Annotated in this window: 15 protein-coding genes; 7 read left to right on the top strand and 8 right to left on the bottom strand. The window is 70.9% G+C overall.

Translation table 11 applies throughout. The features are described from left to right. Nucleotides 1-355: 355 nt before the first annotated feature. The 3 genes from ACZ6SA_RS12845 (at nt 356) to ACZ6SA_RS12835 (ending at nt 3,031) form a co-directional block, all read left to right on the top strand. Nucleotides 356-1,852 carry a sensor histidine kinase gene (locus ACZ6SA_RS12845; RefSeq protein ID WP_465827955.1) on the top strand — a complete coding sequence of 499 codons (1,497 nt, stop codon included), beginning with the start codon at nt 356-358 and terminating at the stop codon, nt 1,850-1,852. Next, complete coding sequence (locus ACZ6SA_RS12840; protein ID WP_347643054.1) at nt 1,849-2,508, top strand: response regulator transcription factor; 660 nt, start codon at nt 1,849-1,851, stop codon at nt 2,506-2,508. The genes ACZ6SA_RS12845 and ACZ6SA_RS12840 overlap by 4 nt, the downstream gene beginning before the upstream one ends. Nucleotides 2,509-2,587: 79 nt before the next feature. Beyond that, entirely contained in the window at nt 2,588-3,031 is a 444-nt protein-coding gene (locus ACZ6SA_RS12835) for a hypothetical protein (RefSeq protein ID WP_465827953.1), read from the top strand. On the opposite strand, the gene ACZ6SA_RS12830 is transcribed toward ACZ6SA_RS12835, so the two are convergent. Beyond that, on the bottom strand, nt 2,994-3,233 hold the full coding sequence (locus tag ACZ6SA_RS12830; protein WP_465827952.1) for a transposase: 240 nt from the start codon (nt 3,231-3,233) through the stop codon (nt 2,994-2,996). The genes ACZ6SA_RS12835 and ACZ6SA_RS12830 overlap by 38 nt on opposite strands. On the opposite strand from ACZ6SA_RS12830, the gene ACZ6SA_RS12825 reads away from it, so the two are divergent. Both ACZ6SA_RS12825 and ACZ6SA_RS12820 read left to right on the top strand, forming a co-directional pair. Further along, complete coding sequence (locus ACZ6SA_RS12825) at nt 3,152-4,342, top strand: RNA-guided endonuclease InsQ/TnpB family protein (protein ID WP_465827950.1); 1,191 nt, start codon at nt 3,152-3,154, stop codon at nt 4,340-4,342. The genes ACZ6SA_RS12830 and ACZ6SA_RS12825 overlap by 82 nt on opposite strands. Nucleotides 4,343-4,449: 107 nt before the next feature. Continuing rightward, nucleotides 4,450-5,472 carry a phenylacetate--CoA ligase family protein gene (locus ACZ6SA_RS12820; protein ID WP_465827949.1) on the top strand — a complete coding sequence of 341 codons (1,023 nt, stop codon included), beginning with the start codon at nt 4,450-4,452 and terminating at the stop codon, nt 5,470-5,472. Here ACZ6SA_RS12820 and ACZ6SA_RS12815 read toward each other — a convergent pair. The 7 genes from ACZ6SA_RS12815 to ACZ6SA_RS12785 are packed head-to-tail and all read right to left on the bottom strand — an operon-like array spanning nt 5,469 to nt 13,091. Continuing rightward, nucleotides 5,469-6,461 (bottom strand): Lrp/AsnC family transcriptional regulator, encoded by a 993-nt coding sequence (locus tag ACZ6SA_RS12815; protein WP_347643052.1) that lies wholly within the window; start codon nt 6,459-6,461, stop codon nt 5,469-5,471. The two genes, ACZ6SA_RS12820 and ACZ6SA_RS12815, sit on opposite strands and share 4 nt — an antisense overlap. A gap of 19 nt (nt 6,462-6,480) precedes the next feature. Further along, nucleotides 6,481-7,320: an alpha/beta fold hydrolase gene (locus ACZ6SA_RS12810; protein ID WP_347643051.1), complete on the bottom strand. Its 840-nt coding sequence runs from the start codon at nt 7,318-7,320 to the stop codon at nt 6,481-6,483. Nucleotides 7,321-7,330: 10 nt separating this feature from the next. After that, nucleotides 7,331-8,500, bottom strand: coding sequence for a M24 family metallopeptidase (locus ACZ6SA_RS12805; RefSeq protein ID WP_347643050.1), 1,170 nt, complete (start codon nt 8,498-8,500; stop codon nt 7,331-7,333). Next, nucleotides 8,497-9,345: an ABC transporter permease gene (locus ACZ6SA_RS12800; RefSeq protein ID WP_347643049.1), complete on the bottom strand. Its 849-nt coding sequence runs from the start codon at nt 9,343-9,345 to the stop codon at nt 8,497-8,499. The genes ACZ6SA_RS12805 and ACZ6SA_RS12800 overlap by 4 nt, the downstream gene beginning before the upstream one ends. Beyond that, nucleotides 9,342-10,295, bottom strand: coding sequence for an ABC transporter permease (locus ACZ6SA_RS12795; protein WP_347643048.1), 954 nt, complete (start codon nt 10,293-10,295; stop codon nt 9,342-9,344). The genes ACZ6SA_RS12800 and ACZ6SA_RS12795 overlap by 4 nt, the downstream gene beginning before the upstream one ends. A gap of 4 nt (nt 10,296-10,299) precedes the next feature. Beyond that, complete coding sequence (locus ACZ6SA_RS12790; RefSeq protein WP_443151502.1) at nt 10,300-11,883, bottom strand: ABC transporter substrate-binding protein; 1,584 nt, start codon at nt 11,881-11,883, stop codon at nt 10,300-10,302. Next, on the bottom strand, nt 11,883-13,091 hold the full coding sequence (locus ACZ6SA_RS12785) for a dipeptidase (protein WP_347643046.1): 1,209 nt from the start codon (nt 13,089-13,091) through the stop codon (nt 11,883-11,885). Before ACZ6SA_RS12785 ends, ACZ6SA_RS12790 begins: the two co-directional genes overlap by 1 nt. Before the next feature lie 128 nt (nt 13,092-13,219). Here ACZ6SA_RS12785 and ACZ6SA_RS12780 point away from each other — a divergent pair, with 128 nt between their 5' ends. After that, entirely contained in the window at nt 13,220-14,221 is a 1,002-nt protein-coding gene (locus ACZ6SA_RS12780; RefSeq protein WP_465827946.1) for an ABC transporter ATP-binding protein, read from the top strand. After that, the gene (locus tag ACZ6SA_RS12775) at nt 14,205-15,266 is read left to right on the top strand and encodes an ABC transporter ATP-binding protein (RefSeq protein WP_347643044.1); all 1,062 of its coding nucleotides are present in this window, start codon (nt 14,205-14,207) and stop codon (nt 15,264-15,266) included. The genes ACZ6SA_RS12780 and ACZ6SA_RS12775 overlap by 17 nt, the downstream gene beginning before the upstream one ends. The last annotated feature ends 24 nt before the right edge of the window (nt 15,267-15,290 follow it).

Here is a 15,290-nt window from a genome sequence, read left to right as displayed (position 1 = left end):
AAGCATGTAATCGGATACCTGAGGGCGACAGCGGGATCAACCCCTGGTGTGACGCGGCCGACGACGACCCGACCGTAAGCTTGACCAGGTGATCTCCGTCCGACGCGCCCGCGACCTCGCCCGCCGGCGTCCCGGCCGTTCCCGCGCGGCCTCCGGCGAGGCAGCCGACCGCACGACCGGCGCCGGACCAGCGACGGAACCCGCGACGATGCCCGCGACGATGCCTTCGACGTTCGCGACGGAACCCACGACGGAACCCACGACGGAACCCACAACAGAGCCCACAACAGAGCCCACGACAGAGCCCACGACGGAGCCCGTGGCAGGGCCCGGCGGAGCTCCTGGCGCCCCGTCCGTGACGGGTCCGCGCGCCGCGCCCGGCGACGAGCACGTCAAGGGTGACTCGCCACGGTGGAGCGACGGGCCGGCGAGCGATGTGGCGCTGAGGCTGGTGCGGCCCTTCGCGCGAGCCCTGTGGCAGGGTGACGCCGACCCGCCACCGTCCCCCCGCCGCCTGGTCTTCACCGTGCCGCGCTGGCTGGCGGTGCTCGTGCCGCTGAGGACGGTCAACCTCCTCCAGCTGGCCGAGCTGGCGCTGGCCTTCGCCCTGTTCGGGGTGACCCAGTCCATGGTGAACGACTGGAGTCTCCGGGCCCGGCTGCCGGTCGGCGAGCAGCTCACCTACCTCACCGCTGTGGCGGTCGCGTTGCCCGTGGTGCTGCGCGACCGGTGGCCGCTGGCCGCGTGGCGGGTCGCCTTCGTGTCGATGCCTCTCGTCCTCTGGGTGGCCAAGACGGCCGGGCCGCCAGGAGCCATCCCCTACGCGCCCCCCGTGATCGTGGCCTACCTGCTGGTCCTCTACTCCGTGGCCGTGCGCTGCGACCGGCAGATCACCTGGGTCGTCTGGATCCTCACGGTCCTCACCGCCTGGATCGCCGACCCCAACTCGATGCCGCTCGTATCGGTCGTCACGGCCGTCGCGGTGCTGTTCGGCTACAACGTACGAGTCAGGCGCTCGGCCACGGCCAAGCTCGTGGTCGAGGAGCTCCGCTCCCAGGTCGCCGAGAGCGCCAAGGCCGTGCTGGCCGAGCGCACCCGCATCGCCCGCGAGCTGCACGACGTGGTCGCGCACCACATGTCGGTGATCGCGATCCAGGCGGAGGCGGTGCCGCTCAAGGCGGCCGGCGACCCGGTGCAGCTGGAGGCGGGCCTGGCCGAGATCCGCGGGTTGTCGCTGGAGGCGATCGCGGAGCTGCGCCAGGTCCTCGGCGTGCTGCGCGACCAGGACGGCCGCACCGACACCGCGCCCCAGCCGGGGCTCGACCGGATCGACGAGCTGTTCTCCAACGCCCGCGCCGCCGGGCTGGCCGTGCTCGTCAAGCGGTCGGGCCCGATCGACGGGCTCCCGCCCGCCGTTGAGCTGTCGGCGTACCGGATCGTGCAGGAGTCGCTGAGCAACGTGATGCGGCACGCGCCGGGAGCGCCCGTCGCGGTGGACATCACCCGCGACGGGAACGAGTTGCGGTTGTGCGTGGCCAACGGTCCGGGCAGCGGCCCCGGCGGCGCCGCGGGCACCGGCGGCTCCGGCGCCCCTGCTGATGTCCCTGCTGATGTCCCTGCTGATGTCCCTGCCGACGTCCCGCACGAGGCTTCCCGCAACGGGGCACGTCGGGCGGGCGGCGAGGCCGCTCGCGGGCCAGGCCAGGACACGGCGCGCGGTGCGGGGCAAGGGCTCGTGGGGATGCGGGAACGGGCGGCGTTGCTCGGGGGCTCGCTCGACGCCGGGCCCGTGTCCGGTGGAGGCTTCGAGGTACGCGCAGTGCTGCCGATCGTGACGAGGGAGAACGCTTGATCCGGGTTCTGATCGCCGACGACCAGGGGATGGTGCGCACGGGGTTCACCGTGTTCCTGAGCGGCCAGCCGGACATCGAGGTCGCCGGCGAGGCGGCCGACGGGCGGGAGGCCGTGGATCGGGCCGCCGAGCTCGATCCCGACGTGGTGCTCATGGACGTGCGCATGCCGGTCATGAACGGTCTCGAGGCCACCAGGGAGATCCTCGCCCGCCAGGAGTCGACGAAGGTGCTCATCCTGACGACGTTCGACCTCGACGACTACGTCTACGAAGCGTTGCGGGCGGGAGCCAGCGGGTTCCTGCTCAAGGACGCCTCGGCCGCGCAGCTCGCGGAGGCGGTGCGGGTGGTGGCGGGTGGGGAGGCGCTCATCGCCCCGTCGATCACCAAGCGGCTCATCCGCGAGTTCGCCCGGCTCGGCGGTCCACGGCCGGTGCCGGGCGGGCGGCGGCTCGACGAGCTGACCGAGCGGGAGACGGAGGTGCTCGCCCTGGTCGCCCAGGCACTGTCCAACCAGGAGATCGCCGCCAAGCTGTTCGTGGCCGAGCAGACGGTCAAGACGCATGTGGGGCGGGTGCTGATGAAGCTCGGGCTGCGCGACCGGGCCCAGGCGATCGTCTTCGCCTACGAGACGGGTCTGGTCCGCCCCGGCGAATGAGACGCTCACGGCGGCCACCACCGGGTAGGCACCGGGTGTGGGCGTTTCGTTGGGGGCGGGTTCGCCGTAGAGTCGGCTGATGGACCCGGTTGCGCTCTTCCAGCAGGTGGCGGCGAGCGTTCCCGCCTATCGCGCCTTTCTGGCGGAGAACTCCATCGATCCCGGGAAGATCCGTACGTCTCAGGACTTCGCGCGGCCGCCGATGACGACCAAGGAGACCTACACGCGTCGCCATCCCCTCCCTGACCTGTGCAGGGACGGCGTGATCGGGGACATCGTGGCGGTGTCGTCCGGTTCCACCGGCGAGCCGTCGTTCTGGCCGAGGTCGGCGGCCGACGAGCAGGTGATCGCCGCGCTTCGAGGAGGTCTTCAGCGTGATCTGGCGTGGAACCCCGGGCGTTTACGTTTACGCCCGGGAGGAAACGACAGCGCGGGAGGGCCTCCAGGCCCGAGCAGTGCTCTGACAGTCGGTCTGTGCGGGTGGCTCAGCCTGGCCGCTTCTGGTTCTCGATGTACTCCCTGATGATCGGCAGGGGTGGCCCGCCGCAGGACGCGGAGACATACGAGGGGGACCAGAGCCGGCTGCCCTGCCGATACCGGCGGATGTGGACCGCAAACTCCTTGCGCAGCGCTGATATCGGGGTTGGGGTTCCCGCGCTGCGACGTGGACTTCTTGATAGTGTGTTCGATTGTGAAACTGGTGGTGCAGGTGAAGCTGCTGCCAACGCCGCAGCAGGCGGCGGCGCTGGAAGCCACCCTGGACGCCGCCAACCGAGCGGCGAATCTGGTCGCGGCACTGGCGTTCCAGCGCCACTGTTTCCGTAACTTCGATCTGCGCAGGCACGCCTACGATCAGATCAAGGCCGGGTTCGGGCTGGCGGCCCAGGCCGCCCAGCATGTGATCAAGAAGGTGTGCGACGCCTACCGCACGCTGCACGCCAACCTGGCCGCCGGGAATCTGGGCAAGCCCGGATCGGCGCGCCGGGTCAAGGCCGAAGCCAAGCCGGTCTCCTTCCGGCCGCTGGCGGCTCAGCCGTATGACGACCGGTGCCTGTCCTGGCAACACGAGGCGCGGACGGTGTCGATCTGGACGACCGGCGGCCGGCTGAAAGGGGTGGCCTTCACCGGCTCAGACCAGCAGCTGGCCCTGCTGGCCGCCCATCGGCGTGGCGAGTCAGATCTGGTGTGCCGGGACCGGATGTGGTTCCTGCACGCCACCATCGAGGTCCCCGACGTCCCGGCCGCCGCGCCGCAGGGGTTCCTGGGCGTGGACCTGGGCATCGCCAACATCGCCACCACCAGCACCGGCACCCGGCATTGCGGTAAAGGGCTGAACGCGGTCCGCCACCGGCATCGTGCATTGCGCCGCCGATTGCAGGCCAAAGCCACCAAATCGGCCAAGCGGCTGCTGAAAAAGCGGCGCCGGGCCGAGGCGCGGTTCGCCGCCAACACCAATCATGTCATCGCCAAGCAGATCGTGACCGAGGCGGAACGCACCGGACAAGGGATCGCCCTGGAAGACCTCCAAGGCATCCGCGACCGGGTACGGCTTCGCAAGCCCCAGCGGGTCACGCTGCATGCGTGGAGCTTCCACCAACTCGGGAGCTTCATCTCCTACAAGGCGGCCCGGGCCGGTGTCGCCGTCATCCACGTCGACCCGTCCTACACCTCACAGCAGTGCTCGCAGTGCGGGCACGTGGACCGGCGCAACCGGCCCGGCCGGGCCACCTTCTCCTGCACGTCGTGCGGCTTCGCTGAGCACGCCGACGTCAACGCAGCCCGCAACATCGCCGCACGCGGTGAAACGGGCTGGGCAGTGAGTCACGCTGCCTAACGCGGACCAGACCGTGCACCCCATGCACGGCGAGGAGCTGCAAGCTCGGTCGTTCACAGTTCACGGCCGAGAAGCTGACAGACTCGTTCGCCGCCCTCGGCACCTGGGTGGGCGGCCTGTTCACGGTCGACTGCTGCCGCCAGCTGGCCGCGCGCGGCTACCCGATCACCGTGGTCGCCCCAGGGACCGACCGGAGGGAGATCCTGCGCGTCCTGCCGGAGCTCGCCCCCCACTTCGACCAGGTCGTGCTGCTCGGCTACCCGCCGTTCCTCAAGAACGTCATCGACACCGAGGACCTTCCGTGGCACCGCTGGAACGTCAGGCTGGTCACGGCGGGCGAGGTGTTCAGCGAGGAGTGGCGCGCGCTGGTCGCCGGTCGGGCGGGGATCGAGGACCCGGTACGCGGCATCGCCTCCCTCTACGGCACCGCCGACGCGGGCGTGCTGGGCAACGAGACCCCGCTGTCGGTCGAGATCCGCCGGTTCCTGTCCGCCCGTCCCGACGCCGCCAGGGAGCTCTTCCGCGAGTCGCGGCTGCCGACCCTCGTCCAGTACGACCCCGAGGTCCGGTTCTTCGAGGAGCACCAGGGCACGCTGCTGTTCTCGGGCGACAACGGGGTCCCGCTGATCCGCTACCACATCGCCGACGAGGGCGGGCTGGTCGCGTACAACGAGATGCTGGCCTTCGTCCGCAGGCACGGCTTCGAGCCGGCCGCGCGCGGCCCCGAGCCGGCCGCGCGCGGCCCCGAGCGCCCGTTCGTGTACGTGTTCGGCCGCAGCCACTTCACCGTCTCCTACTACGGCGCCAACGTCTTCCCTGAGAACATCGCGATCGGCCTGGAGCAGCCCGCGATCAGCGGCCGGGTGACGGGCAAGTTCGTGCTGGAGGCGAGCGAGGACGCCGACCGCGACCGGCATCTCACGGTGACGGTGGAGCTGATGCCGGGCGAGAAGCCATCGGAGGAGATCGCCCGGGCGGCGGGCGAGTCGATCCTGGCGCAGTTGCTCCGGCTGAACAGCGAGTTCGCCCACTACGTGCCCGCCGCGCGGCAGCCGCCGTTCATCCGCCTTCGCGAGTCGGGCGATCCGGAGTATTTCCCGCCGGGCGCCAAGCACCGCTACACCCGCTAGGCGGTCAGGGCGGCGGCGATGCGGTCTTCCGCCCACGGCACCATGAGGAAGCCGCGCTTGACGGTCAGCACCTGCACGCCGGCCGTCCAGGAGTGGATGCCGGGGATCGAGGCCAAGGTGCGGGAGGTGAAGCGGTGGATGTCGGCGGTGGTCGGGACGATCACCTCGCACACGAGCGAGGCCTGCCCCAGCATGGAGGCGATCATCCGCACGCCGCGCTCGCCGGACAGCCGTTCGGCCACGCTGTCCTGCAGGCTGGGCTCGACCGACAGCCAGAAGAGGATCTCGGCCTCGTAGCCGAGCGCGGCGGCCGGAATGAACGTGGTCACCATGGCGCAGCCGCATTCCAGCAGGCTCTCCAGCCGCCGCCTGGCGGTGCTCTCGCTGATGCCCAGGCGCCGCCCGACCGACTGGAAGCTGGCCCGCCCGTCCTCCCGCATCGCGGCCAGCACCTCGCGGTCGACGTCGTCGAGGTGGCAGCGCCCGCACGTCCGGGCGCGCGGCGGCACCGCGAACGACGCCGCCTGCTCCCCCAGCACGGGGACGCTCCAGTCGTAGCTGACCTTGTACGTGTGCAGCACCAGGTCGGCGCTGCTCTGCTGGGCGCCGGGGATGGCGTGCACGAATTCGACCAGCATCGAGTAGAGGTCGCGGTCCTTGGGCGCGACCAGCTCGAAGACGATGTCGTAGCCACCGGTGACGATGGTGACGTAGCGGACGTCGGGGTTGGCCGCGAGCAGCCCGGCGACCCGCAACTGGCTGCCGGGCGCGCAGGTGAGCCGGACGATGAAGGTGTTGACAGGACCGTCGCACTCCAGGTGCGGCAGCACGGCCACGCGGGCCAGCCCAGCCGCGAACAGCTGCTGGGCCCGCCGCGCCACCGTGGTGGTGGAGATGCCGAGCAGCTGGGCGATGTCGGTCCAGCTGGCCCTGCCGTTCACGTGCAGCGCGGCGAGGATCTTGCGGTCGAGGTCGTCGAGATCATCCATCGGGGGCATCATCGCGCGTTCAGGACCGTTCGCGCACCTTGCGGAGGAACCCGCGGACGGTCGCCTCCCACAGTTCGGCCTCCTCGACCTGCGGCGAGTGCCCCGATCGCTCGAAGACGCGCAGCTCGGCGTCGGGGATGAGGGCGGCGATGGTCTCGCTGCACTCGACCGGGGTGATCCAGTCGTGCCTGCCGACGGTGATCAGGGCAGGGGCGGTGATGCCGGGCAGGAGATGCTTGATGTCGTAGGCGGGCTGGTTCACGGCGAACGCGTAGTTGTGCGTCTGATAGTGGTACGGCGTGGCGGCCACCCGCTGCTCCACCTTGGCCGGATCGTAGTCGTGGTCGTAGAGCGGCAGGATCTCCCGCCAGCAGTCGCGCAGGTCGTCGTCGTCGCGCACGGTGCCGGACATGATCCGGTCGAGCTTGGCCTGGTCGATGCTCACCCGGGACGAGGCGGCGGCGTTGCGGGTGGCGAGCTCCTGGTTGGCGTTGTCGGCCGAGGTGTCGCGGAGCACGACGGCGCTCACCCGGTCGGGGTGGCGGGCGGCGTACTCCATGGCGATGAAGCCGCCGTACGAACCGCCGGCGACGATCACCTGCTCGGCGCCGAGCCAGCGGCGCAGGCCCTCGACGTCGGCGACCCACTGCTCGTGGGTGAACGGGCCGGCCTGGCCGCTCGTGCCCGAGCCCCTGGCGTCGAACACGACGACGCGGTACTCGTCGGCGAGCCGCCCGAAGCTGGCCCGGGGCTCGGCGAGCGAGCCGAGGCCCGGGGCGCCGTGGTGGGCGATGATCGTCTGCTCGCCGTCGCCGAGGATCTCGACGTTGAGCGGGTTGTCGTTGATGTCGACGAACACGGGGTCCCTTTCAGATGATGACGTCGGTGAGCTCGCGCGGGTACGCCGTGAGCCGGCGCGGGCCCGTCTCGGTGACCAGGACGGTGTCGGAGATGCGGTAGCCGGCGTGGCCCGGCACGTAGACGCCGGGCTCGCTGGACAGGATCATGCCGGGGGCCAGCTCGGTCGCGTCGCCGTCGGACAACCACGGCGGCTCGTGGAAGCCGAGCCCGATGCCGTGCCCCTGCCGGTGGCGGATGTGCTCGGCCAGCCCGGCCTCCTCGATGACCCGCAGGCAGCGGCGGTTGGCCTCCTCGCAGGAGACGCCCGGGACGAGTGCCTCGGTGCCGGTCTCCTGTGCCTCGCGGACGGTCTCGTAGTAGCGGGCCTGCTGCGTCGTCGGCTCGCCGATCACGAACGTGCGCTCGCTCTCCACGAACCGGCCGCCGACGGCGCAGCCGAGCGAGAGCATGAACGTCTCCCCCTGGCGCAGCCGGTCGCCGCCGGGCAGCCGGTGCGGCTGGGCCGAGTTGGGCCCGCCGTAGACGAGGCCGCCGGTGAGCATGGGCACGACGACGACGTCCGTGTGCCTGGCGTACATGAGGGCGCTGCCGTGGGCGATGACGTGGGAGGCCAGCTCCGTCTCCGCGGGCAGGTCGCCGCCGGCCTCGACGGCCGCCCTGACCAGCTCGACGCCGGCCTCGATCATCGCGTCGGCGATGCGGGCGGCCTCCTCGTGCAGGACGATCTCCTCCGGCAGCTTGCGCAGCCGTACGCGGCCGACCGCGTTCGAGGCCCTCCACCGGGTGGCGGGGAACGCCTCGGCCAGCGCCTGGGCCCTGGCGACGCTGGTGGATGGCGCGTACGCGGCCTGGTCGTGCGCCTTCACGTGCCCGGCCAGCACCGCGAACGGCGGCCTGACGCCGGGGAACTCCGGATAGGCGACGATCTCGGCCCGCGCCCCCTGGTCCTGGGCGTACTCCCGCTCCAGGTCGGGGACGAGCAGCACGGGGTCGCCGTCGAGCGGCAGCCAGCAGGCGACCGGGCGCTCGTTCGGGAAGTGGTGGAAGCCGGTCAGGTAGGCGACGTCGAGCGGGTCGTCGAGCAGCATCGCCCCCAGCCCCTCGGCGGACATCTCGGCTCGGACCCGGCCGAGCGCGCCGGCGTAGAAGGCGTCGGGCAACTTCTGGGAGAAGGTCATGCATCGCTCCTGTGGTTGCGAGCGTCGTTGTAGGCCACGGAGAGCAGGGTCGTGGACAGCACCAGCAGCAGGATCGCCACTGACGGGAACAGGGTGGTCCACCAGGCGGAGGCCAGGGAGCCCGACTGCTGCGCCTTGTGCAGGATCGTGCCCCACGACCAGCTGTTCGGGTCGCCCAGGCCGAGGAAGGAGAGCCCCGCCTCGGCGAGCACGGCGCGGGAGGTGGTCAGCACGACCGACACGCCGACGACCGGGATGACGCCGGGCAGCAGGTGCTTGCGGACGATCCACCACGACGAGCCGCCGACGACCTTGGCCGCCGACACGAACGGCATGGGCACGATCGCCAGCGCCTGCGAGCGCACCACGCGGGCCACCTCAGGCCAGCTGAACAGCGCGATGACCACGACCAGCGTGCGCACGCTCGGCCCGGCCAGCGCCGCCACCAGGATCATCAGCGGCAGCATGGGCAGCGACAGGGACAGGTCCACCAGCACGCCGAGCGGCGTGTCGAGCCGCCTGAAGTAGGCGGCGCTGACGCCGATCAGCAGCCCGATGACGATGGCCAGCACGGACGCGCTGAGGCCGACCGCCATGCTGACCCGGGTCCCCCACACCACCTGGGCGAACACGTCCTGCCCGATGTCGTCGGTGCCGAACCAGTGCGCGGCCGACGGCGGCTGCGAGGTGTCGGCGCCGTACCCCTCGGGGAAGGGCGCGAGCAGCGGCGCGAGGAGCGCGACCAGGGCCAGCAGGATGAGCAGGGCCCCGCTGCCCATGCCGAGCGGGTTGCGGCGGAAGGCGGACCAGGTCCGCTGGCGGGGGGTGAGCTCGACCGTCGTCATGAGGTACGCACCCTGGGGTCGAGGATTCCGTAGGCCACGTCCGTGATCAGGTTGGCCACCACGACGGCGGCGGCGAGCAGCACGAACGCGCCCTGAAGGACGGGGAAGTCGAGCTGGCCGACCGCCTCGTAGACGGCCCGCCCGATGCCCGGGTAGGCGTAGATCGTCTCGGTCAGCACCGCGCCGCCGACCAGGGTGCCGAGCTGGAGTCCGGCGATCGTGGTGGTCGGGAGCAGCGCGTTGCGCAGGGCGTGCTTCCACACGACCTTGCCCGGCCTGACCCCTTTCGCCTTGGCGAGCGACACGTAGTCCTCGCCGAGCGCGTCGATGAGCGTGGTGCGCATCGTCAGGACGTAGCCGCCGAGCTGGATGAGCACCAGCGACAGGCACGGCAGCACCAGGTGGTGCAGCATGCTGAGGGTGGCGGCGAAGCCGGTGGCGTCGAGGTCGACCGCCCCGCCGATGGGGAACCAGCCGAGCCAGACGCCCAGCACGTACATGAGGAGGATGCCCACGCTCGGCACGAACAGCGACTGCGCGGTGACGCCGGTGAGCTGGATCACGCGGTCCATCCAGCCCTTGGCCCGGGTGGCGGCGAGCACGCCGAGCGGGATGCCCAGCGCGATCGTCACCGCCATGGCCGAGATCGTCAGGATCAGCGTCCACGGCAGCCGTTCCATGAGCACGCTGGTCACCGGGACCGACTGGCGGAACGACATGCCCAGGTTGCCCTGGAGGAGCTGCCCCAGATAGTTGAGGTACTGAACGCCGAGCGGCTGGTCGAGGCCGAAGTCGGCGAGCAGCTTCCTGCGCAGTTCCTCGGTCATGTTCGGGTCGGCCACGGCAAGCACCGGGTCGCCGGGCAGCAGGCGCACCAGGAAGAACGTCACCGTGACCGCGAACCAGAGGGTGAGCAGGCCGCGGGCCAGCCGGATGCCGATGAACCGCATGGGATCAGCCCGCCGGCTTCGCCGCGGCGAGGGAGAGCGGGTTCAGGATGGACAGCAGCTCGCTCGGCATCGGCTTGAACCCGGTCCACTTCGTGGAGTGGGCGATGTTGAACGTCTCCACGTACAGGACGTTGTCGTAGACCTGGTCGTGGATGATCCTGGCGGCCTCCTGGATGGGCTGCTTGGCCTCCTCCTGGGTGAGCGCCCGCTGCGCCTGGTCGATCAGGTCGTCCAGCTTGGGGTCGCTGACCTGGGCGTAGTTGATGAACCCGCCCGTCTTGAAGGCCAGGCCCAGGTTGGCGGGCGGGTTGTCCATGACCGCCCACGAGCCGGCGTAGATGTCGAAGTCCCGCTTGGCGGTCTTGTCCAGGTACGTGTTGCGCTCGAGTCCCTGCAGCTTGATCGTGATCCCGGCCTTCTTCGCCGCGTCGCGGACCATGGGGGCCCAGCGGGCGATGTTCGGGTCGGCCTGGTCGTAGATCATGTTCAGGCTCAGGTTACTCACGCCCGCCTCGGCCAGCAGTTTCTTGGACTGCTCGGGGTCGAAGACGTACTCCTTCGACGCCGGGTCGGCGTAGTCGGGCAGCGAGGGGGTCAGCACGCTGGAGTTGGAGGACTTGGCGAAGCCCTTCAGCGCGATGTTCCTGATCGCCTCGTAGTCGACGGCGTGCGCGAGCGCCCTGCGGACGCGGACGTCGTCCAGCGGCTTGCGCTTGGTGTTGTACTGCAGGTGCGCCCAGCCCAGCGACGGGATCTGCTGGAGCTTGACCTTGGGGTCGTTCTTCAGCTCGGCCGCGGTGGCGGGCGGCAGCACGTTGCCGATGAGGTCGATCTCGCCGTTGCGCAGGGCGAGCACCTCGGTGTTCACGTCGGGGAAGACCCGGAAGACGACCTCCTTGATCGCCGGCTTGCCGGGGCCGAAGTCGTCGACGCGCTCCATGACATAACGCTGGCCGCGCTCGGCCTTCGTCAGCTTGAACGGGCCCGCGCTCACCCAGTCGGAGTCGTTGGCGAACTTCTGCACGCTGGGCGCCTTCCCGAACACGTGCTTGGGCACGATCGGCAGCCAGAAGCCGACGTTGTCCAGGAACGTCCCGTCGGGACGGCTGAGGGCGAACTCGACCTCCGTCGGCGAGACGGCCTTCGCCTTGTCCAGCGCCGTGATGAGCCCGGCGACCACGCCGAACTTCTCCTTCTGCACCGCCGTCACCGAGAACACCACGTCGTCGGCGGTGACCGGCTTGCCGTCCGACCACGTCATGTCGTCGCGCAGCTTGACCGTGGCGGTCCTGCCGTCCTCGGAGTAGGACCACTCGGTCGCCAGGTACGGGACGCGCTTGCCGGCCTCGTCCATCTGGGTCAGGTGCGGGTACATCAGGCTGGTGACCCAGGAGTCCGTACGGCTGTTGCCGACCAGCGGGTTGTAGTTGACCACGTCGGCGGTGGTGCCGATGGTCAGCCGGCCGGCCTCGGCGGGCGCGCCGGACGAGCCGGTGGACTGCGACGAGCCGGGCACGCTCGGGGCGCAGGCGGCGGTCAGCGCGACGGACAGGGCGGCCAGCGCGCCCAGGACGGTGACACGTCTCATCAGATCCAGACCTCTTCCAGCACGCGCATGACGTTGCCCCCGACCACCTTGGTGATCTCCTCGTCGGAGTAACCGTGGGTGACCAGCCAGGCGATGATGTTCCAGAAGCACTCGGCGGGGTTCTCCAGGCCGTCGACGTACGGCACCTTGTCGTAGGCGATGCCGGCGTGCGCCTCGTTGAGCGACAGGTGCTCGGCGAACGTGTCGTGCAGCCCGACGTGGTCGCCGAACAGCGTGTCGGGGCCGAACGCCACGTGGTCGATGCCGACCAGGTCCACACAGTACGTGAAGTGGTCCATGACCGACTCCAGGCTGTGGCGGGGGTGATCGGGCGACAGCGTGGTGTGCGGGGCCGCCTCGAGGCCGATCACGCCGCCGCGCTCGGCCGCGGCCTTGATGACGGAGTCGGGCTTCATGCGGTTGGTCGGCCAGACCGCGCGGGCTCCGGCGTGGGTGATGAGGATCGGCTTGGTGGAGTGGCGGATCGTGTCGAGCGAGGTCTGGTCGCCGGAGTGGGAGACGTCGATGGCGATGCCCAGCTTGTTCATGCGGCGCACGGCCTTCTCGCCGAACAGGGTCAGGCCGCCGTCGCCGCGCTCCTTCAGGCCGCTGCCCAGGGTGTTGGCCTCGCTGTAGGCGATGCCCATCTGCCGTACGCCGAAGCCGTACAGCATGTCGATCCTGTCGACCTCGTTCTCGATCATGGTGGCGGCCTCGAGGGCGAGCACGAGGCCGATGCGGCCGCTCGCGTGCGCCTCGTGCACGTCGGCCAGGCGCTCGACCTTGATGACGTAGTCCTGGTGGGCGAGGTCCGACAGGCGCATGCCGATGTCGGCGACCACGTCGTTCCACTTCCAGCCGGCCTGGCTGGTGATACAGCAGGTGCCGTCCATGAGGTTGTCGAAGACGACGGTCATGCCGGAGCGGGCCAGGCCCGCGTACCCGGTGTGGTGGCGGGCGGTGCGGTTGTAGTCGACCGTCTGGCGGATGTCGTCGGGGAAGACCGAGGGGTGGTCGTGCAGGGAGACGACCAGGTTGTCGGTCAGCAGACGGCGGACGCGTTCCGACTGCTCGGTGGTGAGCTCGGGCCCCTCGTACGCGGGGACCCGGCCGAGTTCGGGCGCCAGGTCGAACACGCGGTAGTCGGTGCCCGCCTCCAGGTATTCGTAGGAACGGTAGCCCTTGTAGCTCTTCGCGGCTTCCAGCACTTGGTATCCCCTCTTGTCCGATTGCCGGAAGTTTGCCAGGATCAGGCGCATAAGGCAACATCGATGGTGAATTTCGGCGTCAGAGAAGAGTCATACGCCATCATTCGTCACAGCGAGGAAGGGGTGCGGTGAGCGAGTCACCGGTACTGGAGATCCGCGACCTCCACGTCACGTTCACCGCGCGCGGGCGGGAGATCCACGCGGTGCGCGGAGTGGACCTGACCATCGAGCGCGGCCAGACGCTGGCCCTGCTCGGCGAGTCGGGCTCGGGAAAGTCCGTCACCGCCAAAGCCGTCATGGGGCTGCTCGACCAGCCCGGCGTCGAGGTGCGCTCGGCGGTCGCCCGCCTCGGCGGCCGTGACCTGCTCGCCATGTCCGCCGAGGAGCGCCGCGCCCTGCGCGGCAGCGCGATGACGCTGGTCTTCCAGGACGCCCTGTCGGCGCTCAACCCGGTGCTCAGCGTCGGCGACCAGATCGGGGAGCTCTTCCGCGTCCACCGGGGCCTGTCGCGCAAGGAGGCGAGGGCACGCTCGGTCGAGCTGCTCGACCTGGTGGGCATCCCGGCGGCGGCCACGCGGATCGGCGACTACCCCCACCAGTTCTCCGGGGGCATGCGGCAGCGCATCCTCGTGGCCATGGCCGTGGCGCTCGAACCCGACCTGATCATCGCGGACGAGCCGACCACCGCGCTCGACGTGACCGTACAGGCGCAGATCCTGGAGCTCATCGACCGGCTGCGGCGCGAGCTCGGCACCGCCGTCCTGCTGATCACCCACGACCTGGGGGTGGCGGCGGAGGTGAGCGACCGGGTCGCGGTGATGTACGCGGGCCGGCTCGTGGAGAGCGGCCAGGCCGAGGAGCTGTACGACCTGCCCGCCCACCCGTACACGGCCGCCCTGCTCGCGGCCGTGCCCGACCTGGACAGGCCGGCGTCGGAGCTGCGCGCCATCCCCGGCGCGCCGCCCAGCCCCGCGACCGCATCGCCCGGGTGCTCGTTCGCGCCCCGCTGCGACCGGGCGAGCGACGTGTGCACGAGCACGCGTCCGGCGCTCGTGCCGCTGGAGACCGGCGCCGGCCGGTACGCCGCCTGCCACCACGCGAAGGAGACGCTCGATGACGCCCCCGCCTGAACCCGCCGCCACGGACGCCACGCAGACCACCGGGCCGACCGCCGCACCGGCCACGCCGGCGACCCGCGCGACCGGCGAGCCAGTGCTGCGCGCCACCGGACTGCACAAGACCTACCGCGGCGGGATCCTCTCGCGGGGCGGGGCCGTACGCGCGGTCGCGGGCGTGGACCTGGAACTGCGGGCCGGGGAGACGCTGGGCATCGTCGGCGAGTCCGGCTGCGGCAAGTCCACCCTGGCCCGCATGCTCGTCGGCCTCGAACGCCCCGACCAGGGCGAGGTGACCTTCCGGGACCGGCCGTTCTTCACCCGCGGCGGCGTGCCCCGCGACATCCGCCGCCGCGTCCAGATGGTCTTCCAGGACCCGCTCACCTCGCTCAACCCCCGCATGACCGTGCTCGACATCGTGGCCGAGCCGCTGCGCGTGCACCGGCTGTGCGCGGACGCCCGCGCCCTGCGGGACCGGGTGGGGGAGCTGCTCTCGCTGGTGGGCCTGCCGCCCGAGCGGATGAACCGCTACCCCCACGAGTTCTCCGGCGGCCAGCGCCAGCGCATCGGCATCGCCCGCGCGCTGGCCACCGAGCCGGACGTGATCGTGTGCGACGAGCCGGTGTCGGCGCTGGACATGTCGGTGCAGGCTCAGGTGGTCAACCTGTTCGCCGAGCTGCAGCGCACGCTCGGGGTGGCGCTGGTGTTCATCGCCCACGACCTGGCCGTGGTGCGGCACGTGTCGCACCGGGTGGCCGTGATGTACCTGGGACGGCTGGCGGAGACCGGACCGGCGGCCGAGGTGTACGGCAGCCCCGCGCATCCGTACACGATGGCGCTGCTGTCGGCGGCCCCCGCGGCCAAACCGCGGCTGCGGGGCCGCTCGCGCATCATGCTGGCCGGCGACCCGCCGAGCCCCGTGGCGCCGCCGCCCGGCTGCCGCTTCCACACCCGCTGCTGGAAGGCCACCGACCGGTGCGCCGAGCAGGAGCCCGCGCTCGAGCCCGTCCCCGGGGACGGCCACGACGCCGCCTGCCACTACGCCGAGCGGCCGTCCTGACTCCACGCCCGGGGTCAGGGCGCA

The sequence above is a fragment of the Nonomuraea sp. NPDC049378 genome, assembly GCF_055586745.1.
Note: the sequence above shows the minus strand (reverse complement) of the source record. Positions and strands in the feature narration are given on the sequence as shown.